Below are 15,676 nucleotides of genomic sequence, written 5' to 3' on the forward strand. Positions count from 1 at the left end.
AGCTTTCGCTGGGATGACGGGCAAGGGGATGAGGAGCCCGGGAGGCGTCTGTGGAATTACGGGCGCATGCAGACCTCGGGCAAACCACAAACGCCGACGGCCCGCCCTGCTAGGTGCAGGGCGGGCCGCGGTGATCGCAGTACGACGTCGCTGTTAGGCGGCGACGGCCGAGGCTGCGATCTTCTTGACGACTTCGCGCTTCAGGCGACGAACGCGGAGCGACAGCTTGTCGTCCGAGACCTTCACCAGCCAGTTGTCGAGGCCACCATTGTGCTCGACGGTGCGCAGGCCATGCGTCGATACGCGAAGCTTGACGCCCTTCTCGAGCGAATCGGAAAGCAGCGTGACGTTCTGCAGGTTCGGCAGGAACGTGCGCTTGGTCTTGTTGTTGGCGTGGGAGACGTTGTTCCCGACCATCCGGCCCTTGCCGGTCAGTTCGCAGATGCGCGACATGTGATTACCTATTCAAGTGTCGGGAGGAACCCCGGAAAGGCGCGCGGATAGCTGGCACGCCGGCTTTCGTCAACCGATTCACGTAAAACGTGTTGTGCAACCGGCAGCGCTCGGCGACGTTGTTACGCTATCGAACTGTTCAAGAAAAGGGGATGTCCTATGCGTACGCTCTTGTCACTGGTCGCGATCGCGGTGCTGGTCGTGGTCGGCCTGATGTATTTCGGGATCATCAATATCGACCAGACCCGCCAGGGCGTCGTCCAGGCGCCGAAGTTCCAGGCGGACGTCGCCAAGGTCACGCTCGGCACCGAGAACAAGACCGTGGCGGTGCCGACGATCAACGTCGAGAAGCCGGCCAACAGCCAGGCACCGAACTGAGCTTTACGCGAGACGGGCGGAGGGGCAGGGCTTGAGGCCATGTTCCCCGTCCCCGAACCCATGCGCCGCGCGCTCGACGCGGCACGCGATGCGGCGCTGGCTGGGGAAGTCCCGGTCGGCGCCGTTGTCGTTAAGGACGGCGTTATTATCGCTACGGCGGCCAATGCGCCGCGCGCGCTGTGCGATCCGACTGCGCATGCGGAGATCCAGGCGATTCGCGCTGCTGCTCTGGCGTTGGGGAGTGACCGGCTCGAGGGTTGCGATCTTTGGGTGACGCTTGAGCCGTGCGCGATGTGTGTCGGGGCTATCGCGCACGCCCGGATTGCGCGGCTCTACTATGGGGCGCCGGATGCGAAGGGTGGCGCGGTCGAGCACGGGCCGCGGTTTTTTGCTCAACCAACGTGCCATCATCGGCCTGAGATTTATGCGGGGATTGCGGAGACCGAGGCGGCGATGATCCTGCGCGAGTTCTTCGCTAGCCGTCGGTAGAGCATTGTCCATGATCCTCCCCTGCAAGGGGAGGTGGCAGCGCATGGCGCTGACGGAGGGGTGACCTGCTGTCGACAGGGTGTCACCCCTCCGTCGCTTCGCGCCACCTCCCCTGCAGGGGAGGATGGGTTCAGTTCAGCCTTCCAGGCTCTTAGACGCCTGCTCGAACAAATCCTTCGACAACCCCGGCGTCCGCACGATCCGCTCCAGTTCCGCGCGCATCAGCCCGGCGCGTTCCGCATCGAACCGCCGCCAGCGGCCCAGCGGCGGGAGAAGTTTCGCCGCAGTCTGCGGGTTGAGGCGGTCGAGCGCGATCAACTGGTTCGCGAGGAACCGATACCCACTCCCAGCGGCGTTATTGAACGCACGCTGGTTCGCGCCGAACGCGCCGATCAGCGAACGGGCGCGGTTGGGGTTGGTCAGGGTGAAGTCGGCGTGCTCGGCGAGCCCCACGACGATCGCGCCGGTATCGTCGCGCGACGACTGCGCCTGCGCCTGGAACCACTTGTCGAGCACCAGCGGATTGTCGCAATATTGGCTGTAGAAGATGTCGAGCGCAGTGGTGCGGATCTCGGACTCGCTGCTGACCAGCGTCGTCAGCGCGCCCATCCGGTCGGTCATGTTGTCCGCCGAATCGAACTGCGCGAAGGCGAGGTCCGCCGCATCATCTGCGCCGCTCGCCGCTATATAGCCGAGCGCGACCGACCGCAGGCGACGCAGGCCCTTGCCCTCGGGCGTATAGGCGTAGGGCTGGCCCTCACCCCGCGCGTAAGCCTGCCGCCATTGCGCTTCGAGCCGCGTGCCGAGATCGCGGCGCAGCGCCTCGCGGGCGCGGAAGATCGCTTCGGGATCGACGACGGCCATCTGGTCGCCGATGAAGCTTTCCGACGGCAGCAACACCGCCTCTGCGACGAACGCCAGATCGAGCGCGGCGTCGGCGAGCGTGTTCGCCACCGCAGCGATCACGCCCTCGTGATCCGTGCGCCCCTCGACCGAGGCGACCAGCGTATCGAGCATCAGTTGCTGCATCGCCTCGTAGCGCGCGAACGGATCGTCGTCGTGCGCGCTGAGGAAGGCGAGATCGGCGGCGGTGCGGTCGCTCTCGACCACCACGGGGGCGGAGAAGCCGCGGTTGATCGACAGCACCGGGCGCTCGGTGAGGCCTTCGAACGCGATCGTGTCGATCGTGTCGTCGAACAAGACGAGCCGCTCATCGGTCAGAGCCGCACCCGACTGAGCACCGAACAACTTAACCCGCAACGGCAGCACCATCGGCGACTTTACCGGCTGGCCGGGCGTCGCGGGTACCTGCTGCGCTAAGCGTAGCGTCGCGCGGTCGCCGTCGTGCGACAGGCTCGCCGAAACGCGCGGCGTGCCCGCCTGCGAATACCAGAGGCGGAACTGGGTAAGGTCGACCTTGCCGCCTTCCTCCATTGAGGTCACGAAATCCTCGCAGGTCGCCGCCGTACCGTCGTAGCGGTCGAAATACAGGTCGGTGCCCGCGCGGAAGCCCTGCGGTCCGAGGATGGCGGCCATCATCCGGATGAGCTCGGCGCCCTTGTTGTAGATCGTCGCGGTGTAGAAGTTGGAGATCTCCTGGTAGGATTCCGGGCGTACCGGATGCGCGAGCGGGCCCGAATCCTCGGGGAATTGCGACGCGCGCAGGCCCCGGACGTCCTCGATCCGCTTGACCGCGCGCGAACCCTGGTCGGCGGAGAAGCCCTGGTCGCGGTAGACGGTGAAGCCTTCCTTCAACGACAGCTGGAACCAGTCGCGGCATGTGATCCGGTTGCCCGACCAGTTGTGAAAATATTCGTGCGCGACGACCGCGGCGATCGCGTCGTAATCGTAATCGGTCGCGGTATCCGGGTCGGCGAGAATGTAGCGCGAGTTGAAGATGTTGAGGCCCTTGTTCTCCATCGCGCCGAAGTTGAAGTCGTCGACCGCGACGATGTTGAACACGTCAAGATCATACTCGCGGCCATAGGTCGTCTCGTCCCACGCCATTGCGAGTTCGAGCGCTTTCAACGCGTGGTTGGTCTTGGGCAGGTCGGCCTCGCGCACCCAGATGCCGAGCAACACCTCGCGCCCCGACATCGTCGTAAAGCTGCTGCGGTTCACGGCGAGGTCGCCGGCGACCAGTGCGAACAGATAGGAGGGTTTGGGGAAGGGGTCGTGCCAGGTCGCCCAGTGGCGGCCGTCTTCGAGATCGCCCTGTGCGACCGGATCGCCGTTCGCGAGCAGCACGGGGAAGTGCTTTTTGTCCGCGGTCATCCGCACCGAATAGACGCTCAGCACGTCGGGGCGGTCGGGGAAATAGGTGATGCGGCGGAAGCCTTCCGCCTCGCACTGCGTACAGAGATTGCCGCCCGAGGCGTAGAGCCCCATCAACTGCGTGTTGCGATCGGGGGCGATCTCGACCTGCGTCTCGACGACATGCGCGGCGCCGATGAGCGGGATGACGAGCTGTTCGCCGTCGATCCGCCAGTCGTTGATCGCCACGCCGTCGACCGTGACCGACAGCGGCTTCTGGCCCGCGCCGTCGAGCCGCAGCGGTGCGGCGTGATCGCCGTTGCGCGTCACCGACAGTGTTGCAGTTACGCGGGTGGTGGAGGGATCGAGGTCGAACTCCAGTTTCGTCTCGGGGACCAGCCACTCGGGCGGGGTATAGTCCTCGCGGCGAATGACGAGCGGGTGGGCGAGACTGTTCTGGATATCGAGCATATGCTTGCGAATATAGGGCCGCGCCCGCCTATCGCCAGCCAAAGCTTGCGCGGGTGACGGTGGATGCTACGCCGCTGCAACACGTTCCCTTTGCAAGGATTTCCGGATGTATCGTCCTCTCGGCGCGCTCGCGGTGCTCGCGCTTTCTACCTCTGCCCTTGCTCAGACTGCGCCCGTAGCGGTTCCGAACAATGCCGAGTTGAACGCCAAGCTCGCCGCGCCGCTGCCCGCAGATCAGGCAGCGATGAAGGCGCATGTCTTGTTTCTCGCATCGGATGCGATGAAGGGGCGCGAGGCTGGCAGCCCCGAGTTCGATATCGCCGCGCAATATGTCGCTGCGCAGTTTTATGCCGCGGGGCTTCGTCCCGGTGGCGATCAGAGCGGGTATCTCCAGACCGTGCCGCTCGTGTCGTACAAGGCGGCAAGCAAGGGCGATTTCGTCTGGACCGGTCGCGGGGCTGCGCAGCCGCTCGTGTTCGGTGAGGATTACGTGCCCGCCGCGAACGGCGCGAAGGCGGAGACCAGCGTTTCGGCGCCCGTCGTGTTCGTCGGTTACGGCATCGACGCACCGCAATATGGCCAGGACGACTACAAGGGCGTCGACGTGCGCGGCAAGATCGTCGCGTATTTCGGCGGCTCGCCCGCGCGGTTCGGCGGCGAGGAGCGCGCGTTCTTTGGGTCGGGCGGGACCAAGGCGGCGATCGCGCAGGCCAAGGGCGCAGTCGGCGTGATCACGCTGGAAAGCCCGCGCTCGGCCAAGGTACGGACCTTCGGCAAGCTGGCGGACTCCTACGCGACGCCGCGGATGACGTGGGCGAACCCCGACGGCACCGGCAAGGTCGATGCGCCTGGCGCGCCGTCGCTCGGCACGGTCAGCATGGCCGGCGCGGCCAAGCTGTTCGCCGGTGCGAAGACGCCGTGGAGCCGGATCGTGAAGCAGGCGGACCGCGACAATGCCAAGTTCAAGGCGGTGCCGCTGGCCGGTACGCTGACCGTTGCGACAAAGACGAGCTTCGTGCCTGCCGCGAGCAGTAACGTCGTCGGCGTGATCCCGGGCAGCGATCCGGTGGTCGGCAAGGAGGTGGTCGTGCTCTCCGCGCATCTCGATCACATCGGCATCACCAAGCCCGTGAAGGGCGACGCGCTGAACAACGGCGCGCTCGACAATGCGATCGGCATCGCCAGCCTGATCGAGGAGGCCAAGCGCTTCACCGCCAGCGGGCAGGCGCCAAAGCGCACGATCATGTTCCTGGCCGTCACCGGCGAGGAGAAGGGGCTGGTCGGCAGCGATTACTTCACCAACCACCCGACCGTGCCGCTGACCTCGATCGTCGCGGACGTGAATCTCGACATGCCGATCCTGACCTACAAGTTCGAGGACATGGTTGTGTTCGGTGCGGAGCGTTCGACGATCGGCCCGATCGTCCAGAAGGCGGTGGCGGCGATCGGCGTCGGCCTGTCGCCCGATCCGATGCCGGAGGAGGGCATCTTCGTCCGCTCGGATCATTTCCGCTTCGTCCAGAAGGGTATCCCGTCGGTGTTCCTGTGGCCGGGTCAGAAGGGGCCGGGCAAGGCGGCGGTCGCGTATTTCATGGCGAACAATTACCATAAGCCATCGGACGATTTGACGCAGCCGATCCTGTGGGATCAGGGCGTGCGGTTCGTCGATGCGAACTACCGGATCGCGCGCGAGATCGCCGACGGGGCGCAGCGGCCGGTGTGGAATGCCGGCGATTATTTCGGGACTTTGTACAAGGGGCCGATGGCCGGCGCGGCGGTGGCGCCATGAGCCGGCTGCTGGTCTTCGGTCTCGGCTACACCGCGTCGCGACTTGCCGAGCGGCTCGCGGCGGACGGCTGGCATGTCGTCGGCACGACGCGGGATGGGCGGGGTGGTACGCTCCGGTTCGACGATGTGGATGCGGTGACGGCGGAGATCGCGGCGGCGACGCATATCCTGTCGTCGGTACCGCCCGAGCATGAGGCGGACCCCGTGCTCGGGCGCTACGGGTCGCTGTTGCTGCGGACGCGCGCTTGGATCGGGTATCTGTCGTCGACCGGCGTGTACGGCGATGCGCAGGGTGCGTGGGTGGACGAGACGGCGCCGATCGGTGGCGGTCGACGGAGCGCACGGGCGGCGGCGGATGCGGACTGGCTGGCCATTGGCGCGCGGACGTTTCGGTTGCCAGGGATCTATGGTCCGGGGCGCTCGCCGCTCGACCGGGTGCGGCAGGGCAAGGCGCACCGGATCGAGCAACCCGGCCAGGTGTTCAGCCGCGCGCATGTCGACGATATCGTCTCGGGTGTGATCGCCGGGTTCGATGCGCCGGCAGGGGCGTATAATCTCGCGGACGACGTGCCCGCGTCGCAGAACGACGTGGTGGCGTTTGCGGCGATGCTGCTCGGGATGCCCGCGCCGCCGTTCGTGACGCTCGAGGAGCTCTCGGCAATGGGGCGCGGATTTTATAACGAGAACCGGCGGGTGGCGAACGGGAAGGCCAAGCGCGTGCTCGGCTGGACGCCCGCCTGGCCCGACTACCGCGCGGGCCTGCGCGCGCTGAGTGCGATGACGAGGCCGATGCCGGACAGCACAGCGCCGGCGACGGCCAAGGTCGACCAGTGATAGCGTTCGAAGATCGTGGATAGCAGCATCGCGATCACCGGCACGATGACGCCCGAATAGGCCGCCTTGGCCGGGCCGATCGCGCGAATGACGTTGAAATACAGCGGGAAGGCAAGCGCCGACGCGAACACGCCGAGATAGAGGATGCCCGCGACATAGCCGAAGCGCGGCTCGAACACCGGTGGCCCGGTGGTGATCCAGGCGAACGCCGCGTCGAGGCACGCGCCGATCAGCATCGCCATCGCGAGCGTCGGCGCCATCGGGTATCGCTTGGCGAACGCGCTGCCCTGGATGACGTTGGCGACCGAGGCGGCCATCACGCCGCACAGCGTCAGGACGATGCCGATCGTCGCCGAGCGTGGCCCGTGCGGATCGACCCGCGCTTCGTTGACGAACAGCAGCGCGACCCCCGCCATCGCGACCGCACACCCGACCATCAGCTGCCGCCCGAGGCGTTGCTTGAGGAAGATGCGGCCGAATATCGCGTTGGGGACGAGCAGCAGCGCGAACACCACCGCGACGAGCCCTGAGGTGACGTAATGCTCGGCGCGGTAGACGAAGTTAAAGTTGAACGTGAACAGCGCGATGCCGATCACCGCCGCGAACGCGTAGCCGCGCGCATCGAATTTGAAGCTCTCGCGCTTGATGCCTGCGTAGATCGCCATCGCGATGCCGGCGATGAGGAAGCGGTAGCTGATCGACCAGCTCGGCGGCACCACCGATATCTGGTCGCGGATGATCAGCCAGGTCGAGCCCCAGATCAGCGTGACGATGCCGAACGGGATCAGCACCGCGGCGCGGGTCGACTGTGGTGGGTCGGCTGGGCCGGGGGTCATAATTCCCGGATCGCGTCGGCGAGCAGGCCGACCGCGTCTGACGGGCTGTCCCACGCGGTGACGAGGCGAATTTCGTCGGCGGCCCAGTCGTAGAAGTCGAAGCCCTTCGCGCGGAGGGCAGCGGCTTCGTCCGGCGTGGCGCGGAGGAAGACTTCGTTCGCCTCGACCGGGTGGACGAGGCGGTTGCTGGCCGCGGCGGCGAGCTTGGCGGCTGCGTCGTTGGCGGCCTTGGCATTGGCGAGCCAGAGATCGTCGTCGAGCATGGCGAGGATCTGCGCGGCGAGGTAGCGCCCCTTCGACAGCAGCAGGCCTGCGCGTTTGCGGCGGTATTGTGTGACGGCGGCGAGCTCGGGCGTGAAGAAGACGAGCGCCTCCGCACTCATCGCGCCGTTCTTGACGAAACCGAAGCTTAGCGCGTCGACGCCCGCGCGCCACGTCATGTCGGCAGGCGAACAGCCGACGCGCGCCATCGCGTTGGCGAAGCGTGCGCCGTCCATGTGGAAGCCGAGCCCGCGCTCCTTTGCCAGCGCGCCGATTTCCGCGACTTCGTGCGGCTGATAGACGCGGCCGTATTCGGTGGCGTTGGTGATCGAGATCGCGTGCGGCTGGACGCGGTGGACGTCGTCGGGGATCGCGTCGATGACGGTGCGGATCGTGTCGGGGGTCAGCTTGGCGCCGTCACCTTCGGCGAGGAACAGCTTGGCGCCGTGCGTGTAGAATTCGGGCGCGCCGCCCTCGTCGTTCTGGATGTGTGCGTCGCGGTGGCAGACGATGCCGCCGTGCGGGGGGCAGAGCGCGGCGAGCGCGAGGCAGTTGGCGGCGGTGCCGGTGGGGACCCAGAGGACTGCGACGTCGGTTTCGAACAGCGCGGACAAACGACCGTCGAGCTGCTGGCTCCACGCGTCGCCGGCATAGGCGGTGTCGAGCGTGTCGGCGGCGGCGATCGCGGCCATGACGTGCGGGTGGATCGTGGCGGCGTTGTCGGAGAAGAAGCGCATGGGCGAGACATGCTGCGATGCGGTGATGGCGTCAACGGGAGTGTCGCCGCTCGGACGTTGGCGACCGATTTCTTGTTCTCCCGCGAAGGCGGGAGCCCAGTCTGGGTCCCCGCCTTCGCGGGGAAACAAGCTGCTCTGCGGCTGGATTCCTATTGCCCCTCGTCGGGCCCTTCTTCTTCCTCCGGCGGCCGGCGATCGTCGCGGGGGGCGGGCCTTCCTGGCGGTCGCGGCGGGAGGGGCCGACGGAGATGGTGCCGTCCTCGCCCATCTTCAGGTTGAAGCCCATTCCTTCGATCTCCCCGCCCAACGGCAGAATGGAATTCTCCTGGTCTTCCGCCGGCAGTGCGTCAGGATCGACTTCCTCCACCGCCGGAGCAGGGGCAGCGATCGGGGCGATCCCCAGCGCGCTCTGCATGAAGTCGCGCCAGATCCGTGCGGGGATGCCGCCGCCCGACAGGCCGGGGTTCGACGAATTGTCGTCGTTGCCGACCCACACGCCAACCACCAGATCGCGCGCGAAGCCGACGAACAGCGCGTCCTTGTTGTCCGAGGTCGTGCCGGTCTTGCCGAACGCGTCGACCGTCAGGTTCGCACCGCGTCCGGTGCCGGTGCGGATCGAGGCCGCCAGCAGGTCGAGCATCTCGTCGTGGATCTTGCTCGGCATCTCGGTCGCGCCGCCGGTCAGCGACTGGTACCAGCCCTTCTCGCGGACATCGGCGAGCCCGCGGGGCTGGACCGGATATTGCTCGCGCGCGATCGCGGCATAGGCGGCGGTCAGTTCGAGCAGCGACACGGTCGAGGTGCCGAGACCAATAGTGGCCTCGCTGGGGATCGGCGTCGAGATGCCGAGATCGCGCGCCGCCTTGATCACCGCCTTCACGCCGACCTGTTGCGTGAGGCGTGCGGCGGCGACGTTGGACGAGCGCGCGAACGCCTGACGCAGCGTGATCGTGCCCTGGTAGCGGCCGTCGCTGTTCTTCGGCGTCCAGTCGCCGATCGTCACCGGGCGGTCCTCGATCGTCGAATCGGGCGTCATCCCCTGACGCATCGCGGCGAGGTAGACGAACAGCTTGAAGGTCGAGCCGGGCTGGCGCCGCGCCTGAGTCGCGCGGTTGAACGGGCTCTTCGCGTAGTTCTTGCCGCCGACCATCGCAACGACGCGGCCGTCGGGACGCATCGCGACCAGCGCGACCTGTGCCTCCCTGAGACCGGCGCGCGCGACGGTACGTTCCGCCGCGCGCTGGAGGCGGGGATCGAGCGTCGTCTGGACGGTCGCCTCGGTCTTGATCTCACCCGCCTGGTCGCGCGCTTCGGGAAGGATCCAGTCGGCGAAATAGGTGCCGTTGGGGAGTTGCGACGGGCGGCTGCCGAGCACGCGCTGCGGCTGGACCGCGTCGCCCTCCGCCTTGGTAAGGAAGCCGGCGTCGACCATCGCGCCGACCACGACGGCCTCGCGTTTGCGCGCGCCTTCGAGGTTCGAGGTGGGGGCGAGGCGCGACGGCGCCTTGACCAGCCCCGCCAGCATCGCCGCTTGTCCTACGTTCAGCTTGTCGGGGGTGCGGCCGAAATAGTGCTTGGCGGCCGCGCTGATCCCATAGGTGTTGTCGCCGAAATAGACGTTCGAGAGGTAGCGCGAGAGGATCTCGTCCTTCGACAGCCAGGCCTCAAGCCAAAACGCGATCATCGCCTCGCGGATTTTCCGCGTCGCGGTGCGGTCCGAATCGAGGAACGCGTTCTTGGCGAGCTGTTGGGTGATCGTCGAGCCGCCCTGGCGGACGCCGCCCGAGCCCATGTTGGCCCACGCCGCACGCGCGATCCCGCGGGGATCGACGCCCCAGTGCGAATAGAAGCGCCGGTCCTCGATCGCGAGGAACGCCTGCGTGACATGCGGCGGAAGCTTGGCCGCGTCGACCGGCTTGCCGATGATCGCACCGCGTCGCGCGATCGGCGTGCCATCGTCTGCGGTCAGCGTGATCGAAGGCGGGGTGGGCGGCTGGAGCGACTTCGACAAGGGGGCAGTGATCGCCAGCCAGATGATCGCGATCACGAGCAGGACGATGCCGATCCCCAGCCCGCGCAGGATCCAGCGACCGATCGGGCGCTTGCGTCGCGGGGCGCGGGGTGTCGCGTAGGGCGGCAGTGCATCGCGGTCGTCATACGGCCCGGGCTCTTCGCCATCGCGCTCGCGATCGTATTTCTGGCGCAGGCGTTCGCGTTCGGTGATCAGCCGCTCGCGCTCAAAGGCATAGGGCTCGCGGTCGCCGCTTGAGCTGGAACGGTTGGTGTCGAAGGGATCGGGGCGCATCGGTCGTTCCAGCGGGTCGGCCAAGCGGCGGACATCAGGTGTATTATCGTCATACGACAGCTCGGGCAAGCCTGTGTCCGGCGTATGCACATGCTTAACGTGTACGGGGGCTTAGCGACAGCGTTCGTGGTGGTCGTGGAGCGAGAACGGACGCAAGCGCTGTTGTCTTCGCGCGACGAAACGGGGAAGAGCGGGTGCATGACGTTCGAACAGGATGAAACCGTGACCGCTCCCGATACTCTCCCCCTGGTCGTTGGCATCGGCGGCACGATCGGCGGCGTCTCGTCGACCGAGCGCGCGCTCAGGATCGCGCTCGATGCGGTCGAGAGGCAGGGTTTCCGCACGCAGATGTTCGGCGGGGCGGACATGGCGCGGCTGCCGCTGTACGACCCGAAGGCGACGACGCGGACCGCGGACGAACGCGCGTTCGTCGAGGCCGTCCGCGGTGCATCGGCGGTGATCATCGCCAGCCCGGGCTATCATGGCAGCATCTCGGGCGTGGTGAAGAACGCGCTCGATCTGCTCGAGGAGACGTCGCGCGACGAACGGCCGTATCTGGCGGACATGCCGGTCGGACTGATCGCCACCGCTTATGGCTGGCAGGCGACCGGGAGCACGATCGCGGCGCTGCGCTCGATCGTCCACGCGCTGCGCGGTTGGCCGACGCCGTTTGCGGCGGCGATCAATACGCAGGTGACGAAGTTCGACGACGAGGGTGGCGCGAACGATCCCGCGGTGATCGAGCAATTGTGCTTGGTCGGGCGTCAGGTGGCGAGGTTTGCGCCGTTGTCGGAGCCTGCGAACTAACAGGTTGGCGCTATCGTCCGTTCGTCCTGAGCGAAGTCGAAGGATATGCCCCAAGCGAGGGTGCTTCGACTTCGTTCAGCACGAACGGGGTAGGGGAGTTCTGAGGTTTCGTACCCTTTACCGTACCGCAGCGCGGAGGGTGGCTCTGACGCCGGTGTGCGTCGGGTCGTACTCCACGATCGTCTGGAGGCTTTGCGCCATCGCACGGATCAGTTTCGTGCCTAGACCGGTGCCGCGTGGGACGGCGTCTTCGGGGATGCCGCAGCCATCGTCCTCGACCGCCAGCAGGAAGAGGTCGTCGTCGATCCGGCGCAGTGCGACGCGGACTTCGCCGCCGCCGGTGGGGTAGGCGTATTTGCACGCGTTGGTGACGAGTTCGGTGACGATCACGCCGAGCGATACCGCGCGGTCGGTCGGCAGGCGGATCGGTTCGGCCGCAAGGCTCAGCGCGCGGGAGCGCGTCGGTCGACCAGGTCTCGGCGAGTTCGTCGACCAGCGCGCCCAAATATTCCTGCATGTCGACGCTCTCGACGTCGTTGCTGGTATAGAGCCGGCGGTGGACCTGCGCGATCGCCTGGATGCGGCGTTGCGTGTCTTCGAGTGCCTCGCGGGCGGACGGATCCGTCAGCGCGGTCGCCTGGAGACGGACCATTGCCGAGACGAGCTGCAGCGAGTTGGCGACGCGGTGGTTGACCTCGCCGAGGAGTGCTTCGAGCCGGGCGTTGCTGGCGCGCAGATCGGCTTCGGCGGACGCCTTCTCCTGTTCGAGCAGGGCGCGCGCGGACCTGTGCAAAGGACGCTGCGAGCAGGTCGAAGAAATCCTCCCCGACGGTCTTTACGACGTAATCCGACGCACCGGCCTTCAGCGCGGCGACCGCGATGCGGCCTTCCTCGGAGCCGGTGACGTACACGATCGGCGGATGATCGGGCAGGCGACGCAACGCTTCCAGCGTCTCGAGGCCGTCCATCCCGGGCATGTAGTGATCGACCGCGATCAGGTCGAAGGGCTCGGCGGCGGCCTTGACCACGCCCTCCGCGCCGGTCTCGGCGACGGTCATGCGGTAGCCGCGGCGTTCGAGCGCACGCGCCGCCAGCCGCCGAATACCGGCGTCGTCGTCGATATAGAGGACGCTTGGCTCGCTCACTCGACGTCTGGAACCTGGATCACCGATAGGAATAGCCCGAGCTGGCGGATCGCCTGCGCGAAACTCTCATAATTGACCGGCTTGGTGATGTAGACGTTGCAGCCGAGATCGTAGCAGCGCTCGATCTCGACCTTGTCGTCGGTGGTGGTGAGCACGACGACGGGCGTGCGGCGCAGCGGGCTGCCCTCCGCCTTGATCCGTGTGAGAATGTCGGTGCCGCTCATGTCGGGCAGGTTGAGATCGAGCAAGATCATCGCCGGGCCGCTCTTCGCAGGCCCGTCGGCGGCGTTGAACAGGAAGTCGAGCGCGCTGGTGCCGTCGGTAAAGTGCTTGATGTTGTTCAGGATCCCTGCGCGACGGATGTTCTTCTCGATCAGCCGTGCGTGGCCCTCGTCGTCCTCGATCATGACGATGCCGACGGTCTGGTGCTGGTTCATGCCGTGATATCCTGGATCGTCAGTGCGCTGGGAAGGTTGAGGCGGAAGGTCGCGCCGTCACCGAGCGTCGACTGTACGTCGATCGTGCCGTCGAGACGATAGGCGAGTGCGCGGACATGCGCGAGTCCGATGCCTTCGCCGGGCTGGTCCTGCGGTCCCGAGCGGCGGAACAGGTCGAACACGCGCTGGTGATCGCGCGGATCGATGCCGCGGCCGTTGTCGACCACCGACAGGATGACGCGGTTGCGTTCCTTGTGACCGCGCACGACGATCTCGCCGGGGCGGCCGGGTTTCAGATACTTGGTGGCGTTCTCGATCAGGTTCGACAGGATCTGTTCGAGCGCGAGGCGATCGGTGACGACCGCGGGGATCGGCCGCTCGACGCGGACGACCGCGCCGCGATCGTCGATGACGTGCTGCATCGATCCGATGATCGTGTCGACCAGTTGCGCGGGGTCGATATGCTCGGGCGCGATCGTGCGGCGGCCTTCGCGCGACAGTTTGAGGATGGCGTTGATCAGCCGGTCCATCTTCTGCGTCGAGGTGCGGATGAAGCCGATCGCCTCGGGCAGATCCTCGCGCGCCGCCAGCCGGGCGTCGGCGGTGAGGATGTGTGGCGCTTCGGCTTCGGCGCGGTCGACGAGGTCGGCGAGCGGTCCGGCCGCAGTCGCGAGTTCGGCGGTGAAGCCCATCACGTTGACCAGGGGCGAGCGCAGATCGTGGCTGACGATATAGGCGAAGCGCTGGATCTCCTCGTTCGCGCGGCTGAGATCGGCGGTGCGCGTCGCGACCTGATCCTCGAGCGATTCGTTGAGTTCGCGTAGGCTGTCGCGCGAGGCGGCGAGATCGGCGGTGTAGCGGCGGATCACCAGGATCGCGAGGATCGCCACGACCAGCAGCAGCGCGGCGGCGAGGCCCGCGACCGAGAGGAACAGCGCGCTGCTGCGTTGCTGGCGTTGGGTACGGATCGCGAGCAGGCGGACCTCGTCGGCGGCCATCGCCTGGAGGCGGTAGCGGATGCCGCGCATCAGCGGCACGCTGGCATCGACTGCGAACCGGCGCTGTGCCTCGGCGATCTGGCCCGACGCGACCAGTGCCATCGATTGGGTCCTGAGTGCGCGCAACCGGACGAAGCGCGGCTCGATCCGATCGAGTCGCGTGATCTGTGCGGGGTTGTCGTGGGTCAGGCGGCGCAGCGTGGCGATCGAGGGGACGATGTTGCCCGCGCTGCGCGCATAGGCGGTGGCGAAGAGCGGCTTCCCCGCCAGGACATAGCCACGGCGTGCGGTCTCGGACTGCTCCATCTGGATCTGGAGCGTGGCGATCGCCTGGCGGACGTCCTGCGTGTGGAGGATCTCGGCGGTGTAGGTGCGGTTGCGAATCGTGATCCAGCCGATCGCGATCGCCGCGGCGGCGAGCGCGATGAAGCCGAGCGTCATGAACGCGACCAGCCAGCGGGCGACCCGCCCCTCCGACGAGGGCAATTTCAGTCGTACGCTTACCATTGGGGGCGATCTACGTCAGGGCCGGTCGTTACGCCAGCGATACTGGCTAGACGTGAAGCAAGGGGCGCGACCGCTTCACGATCCTCACCCGCAAGGGGTAGGTGGCGCCGAAGGCGACGGAGGGGAGGATACGGAACATCGGTTTCCCTTACCTCCCCCTTCGTCTAACAAGCGCCAACCACCTTCCCCTGGCGGGGGAGAATCATAGGGGTGCTACAGCAGCAGGTCCTGCGCGCTGGCTTTGCCGACGCGGCCGCCGCCGCTGCGCCGGTCCATTTCGTGGTTGGCGGTGAAGCGGATGTCGGGGTCGCGGTCGGTCATGAACGCCATCAAGGTCTCGTGATCGAGCTCGGACCATTCCTTGCCGCGATCGGGGCCATAACGGACGCGCGGGATTAGGCCGGGGTCGCGCGACCATTCGAGCAGCTGCGCGAGACTCGCCTCGTTGAGCATGTCGCGGAGGTGGAACGCGGTGACGTACGCGTCGGGGAAGGCGCGGTGCGCCGGCAAACCGCGCTCGTGCTCCATGCCGTGGGGTTTGCGCCAATAGCGCAGCACCTGATTCGAGAAGCTCGGGCTGTCGGGCCAGAGCCGGAGCGCGCATTTCCAGGTGCAGATCCACTCGGCATCGCGGGTCAGCGCAGACGTGCAGAATTTTTGCTCGAAATCGGCGCGGTGCGCGGCGAGCGCGAGGCGGCGCGGCCAGGGATCGAGCACTTGCCGCGCGCAATCGTGCCAATAGGGCGCGTCGGCGACCTGTTCGTCGAGGATGTGGTGAATCGCCTGCGTGACCGGTGGGATCGGGCGGCCTGGGTTGACGAGGATGCTGCCGCCCTCTCCGTAGATTTCCCAGCGGCCGTCCTCGCCGAGCGCGACGTCCTGCCAGCCAATCTCACAGACGCCGTGCGCGGGCGGGGCGGAACCGGTGGTCTCCAGGTCGACGACTCGGATCATCTGCGGTTGCTGTTTGGGCTTGG

The 15,676-nt window shown here is 66.9% G+C and carries 14 protein-coding genes and 2 pseudogenes; 5 read left to right on the forward strand and 11 right to left on the reverse strand.

Annotated elements, in window-relative coordinates; genetic code table 11:
* Positions 1-153: 153 nt before the first annotated feature.
* Positions 154-453 (reverse strand): 50S ribosomal protein L28, encoded by a 300-nt coding sequence (rpmB, locus tag QP181_RS16775; RefSeq protein WP_056053386.1) that lies wholly within the window; start codon positions 451-453, stop codon positions 154-156.
* Between the two features lie 159 nt (positions 454-612).
* On the opposite strand from rpmB, the gene QP181_RS16780 reads away from it, so the two are divergent.
* Both QP181_RS16780 and QP181_RS16785 read left to right on the forward strand, forming a co-directional pair.
* Positions 613-831: a hypothetical protein gene (locus QP181_RS16780; RefSeq protein ID WP_132895927.1), complete on the forward strand. Its 219-nt coding sequence runs from the start codon at positions 613-615 to the stop codon at positions 829-831.
* Positions 832-891: 60 nt separating this feature from the next.
* On the forward strand, positions 892-1,320 hold the full coding sequence (locus QP181_RS16785) for a nucleoside deaminase (protein ID WP_333929237.1): 429 nt from the start codon (positions 892-894) through the stop codon (positions 1,318-1,320).
* 135 nt (positions 1,321-1,455) lie between these two features.
* Here the strand turns inward: QP181_RS16785 and pepN are convergent, their stop codons facing one another.
* On the reverse strand, positions 1,456-4,044 hold the full coding sequence (gene pepN / locus QP181_RS16790; RefSeq protein WP_333929238.1) for an aminopeptidase N: 2,589 nt from the start codon (positions 4,042-4,044) through the stop codon (positions 1,456-1,458).
* Positions 4,045-4,150: 106 nt separating this feature from the next.
* On the opposite strand from pepN, the gene QP181_RS16795 reads away from it, so the two are divergent.
* Entirely contained in the window at positions 4,151-5,833 is a 1,683-nt protein-coding gene (locus QP181_RS16795; RefSeq protein WP_333929239.1) for a M28 family metallopeptidase, read from the forward strand.
* Complete coding sequence (locus QP181_RS16800) at positions 5,830-6,666, forward strand: Rossmann-fold NAD(P)-binding domain-containing protein (protein ID WP_333929240.1); 837 nt, start codon at positions 5,830-5,832, stop codon at positions 6,664-6,666. The genes QP181_RS16795 and QP181_RS16800 overlap by 4 nt, the downstream gene beginning before the upstream one ends.
* On the opposite strand, the gene QP181_RS16805 is transcribed toward QP181_RS16800, so the two are convergent.
* The 3 genes from QP181_RS16805 to QP181_RS16815 are packed head-to-tail and all read right to left on the reverse strand — an operon-like array spanning position 6,579 to position 10,805.
* The gene (locus QP181_RS16805) at positions 6,579-7,502 is read right to left on the reverse strand and encodes a DMT family transporter (protein ID WP_333929241.1); all 924 of its coding nucleotides are present in this window, start codon (positions 7,500-7,502) and stop codon (positions 6,579-6,581) included. The genes QP181_RS16800 and QP181_RS16805 overlap by 88 nt on opposite strands.
* The gene (locus QP181_RS16810; protein WP_333929242.1) at positions 7,499-8,500 is read right to left on the reverse strand and encodes a threonine aldolase family protein; all 1,002 of its coding nucleotides are present in this window, start codon (positions 8,498-8,500) and stop codon (positions 7,499-7,501) included. The genes QP181_RS16805 and QP181_RS16810 overlap by 4 nt, the downstream gene beginning before the upstream one ends.
* A gap of 31 nt (positions 8,501-8,531) precedes the next feature.
* Positions 8,532-10,805: a transglycosylase domain-containing protein gene (locus QP181_RS16815; protein ID WP_333929243.1), complete on the reverse strand. Its 2,274-nt coding sequence runs from the start codon at positions 10,803-10,805 to the stop codon at positions 8,532-8,534.
* Between the two features lie 198 nt (positions 10,806-11,003).
* Between QP181_RS16815 and QP181_RS16820 the strand changes: the two genes are divergently transcribed.
* The gene (locus QP181_RS16820) at positions 11,004-11,612 is read left to right on the forward strand and encodes an NADPH-dependent FMN reductase (protein WP_332755721.1); all 609 of its coding nucleotides are present in this window, start codon (positions 11,004-11,006) and stop codon (positions 11,610-11,612) included.
* 117 nt (positions 11,613-11,729) lie between these two features.
* Here QP181_RS16820 and QP181_RS16825 read toward each other — a convergent pair whose 3' ends face one another.
* From QP181_RS16825 to QP181_RS16850, 6 genes and pseudogenes are all read right to left on the reverse strand, one after another.
* Entirely contained in the window at positions 11,730-12,158 is a 429-nt protein-coding gene (locus tag QP181_RS16825; RefSeq protein ID WP_333929667.1) for a sensor histidine kinase, read from the reverse strand.
* Positions 12,145-12,264 (reverse strand): annotated as a pseudogene (locus QP181_RS16830) (histidine kinase dimerization/phosphoacceptor domain -containing protein); the annotation flags it as partial. The pseudogene QP181_RS16830 and the gene QP181_RS16825, both read right to left, overlap by 14 nt.
* 229 nt (positions 12,265-12,493) lie before the next feature.
* A pseudogene (locus QP181_RS16835) lies at positions 12,494-12,757 on the reverse strand (response regulator); the annotation flags it as partial.
* Complete coding sequence (locus QP181_RS16840) at positions 12,754-13,194, reverse strand: response regulator (RefSeq protein ID WP_333929244.1); 441 nt, start codon at positions 13,192-13,194, stop codon at positions 12,754-12,756. The gene QP181_RS16840 and the pseudogene QP181_RS16835, both read right to left, overlap by 4 nt.
* Positions 13,191-14,699, reverse strand: coding sequence for a sensor histidine kinase (locus QP181_RS16845; RefSeq protein ID WP_333923896.1), 1,509 nt, complete (start codon positions 14,697-14,699; stop codon positions 13,191-13,193). Before QP181_RS16845 ends, QP181_RS16840 begins: the two co-directional genes overlap by 4 nt.
* Before the next feature lie 213 nt (positions 14,700-14,912).
* The gene (locus tag QP181_RS16850) at positions 14,913-15,653 is read right to left on the reverse strand and encodes an exonuclease domain-containing protein (RefSeq protein WP_333929245.1); all 741 of its coding nucleotides are present in this window, start codon (positions 15,651-15,653) and stop codon (positions 14,913-14,915) included.
* Positions 15,654-15,676: the final 23 nt, after the last annotated feature.

It is taken from the genome of Sphingomonas sp. LR55 (genome assembly GCF_036856015.1).
Classification (GTDB): Bacteria; Pseudomonadota; Alphaproteobacteria; order Sphingomonadales; family Sphingomonadaceae; genus Sphingomonas.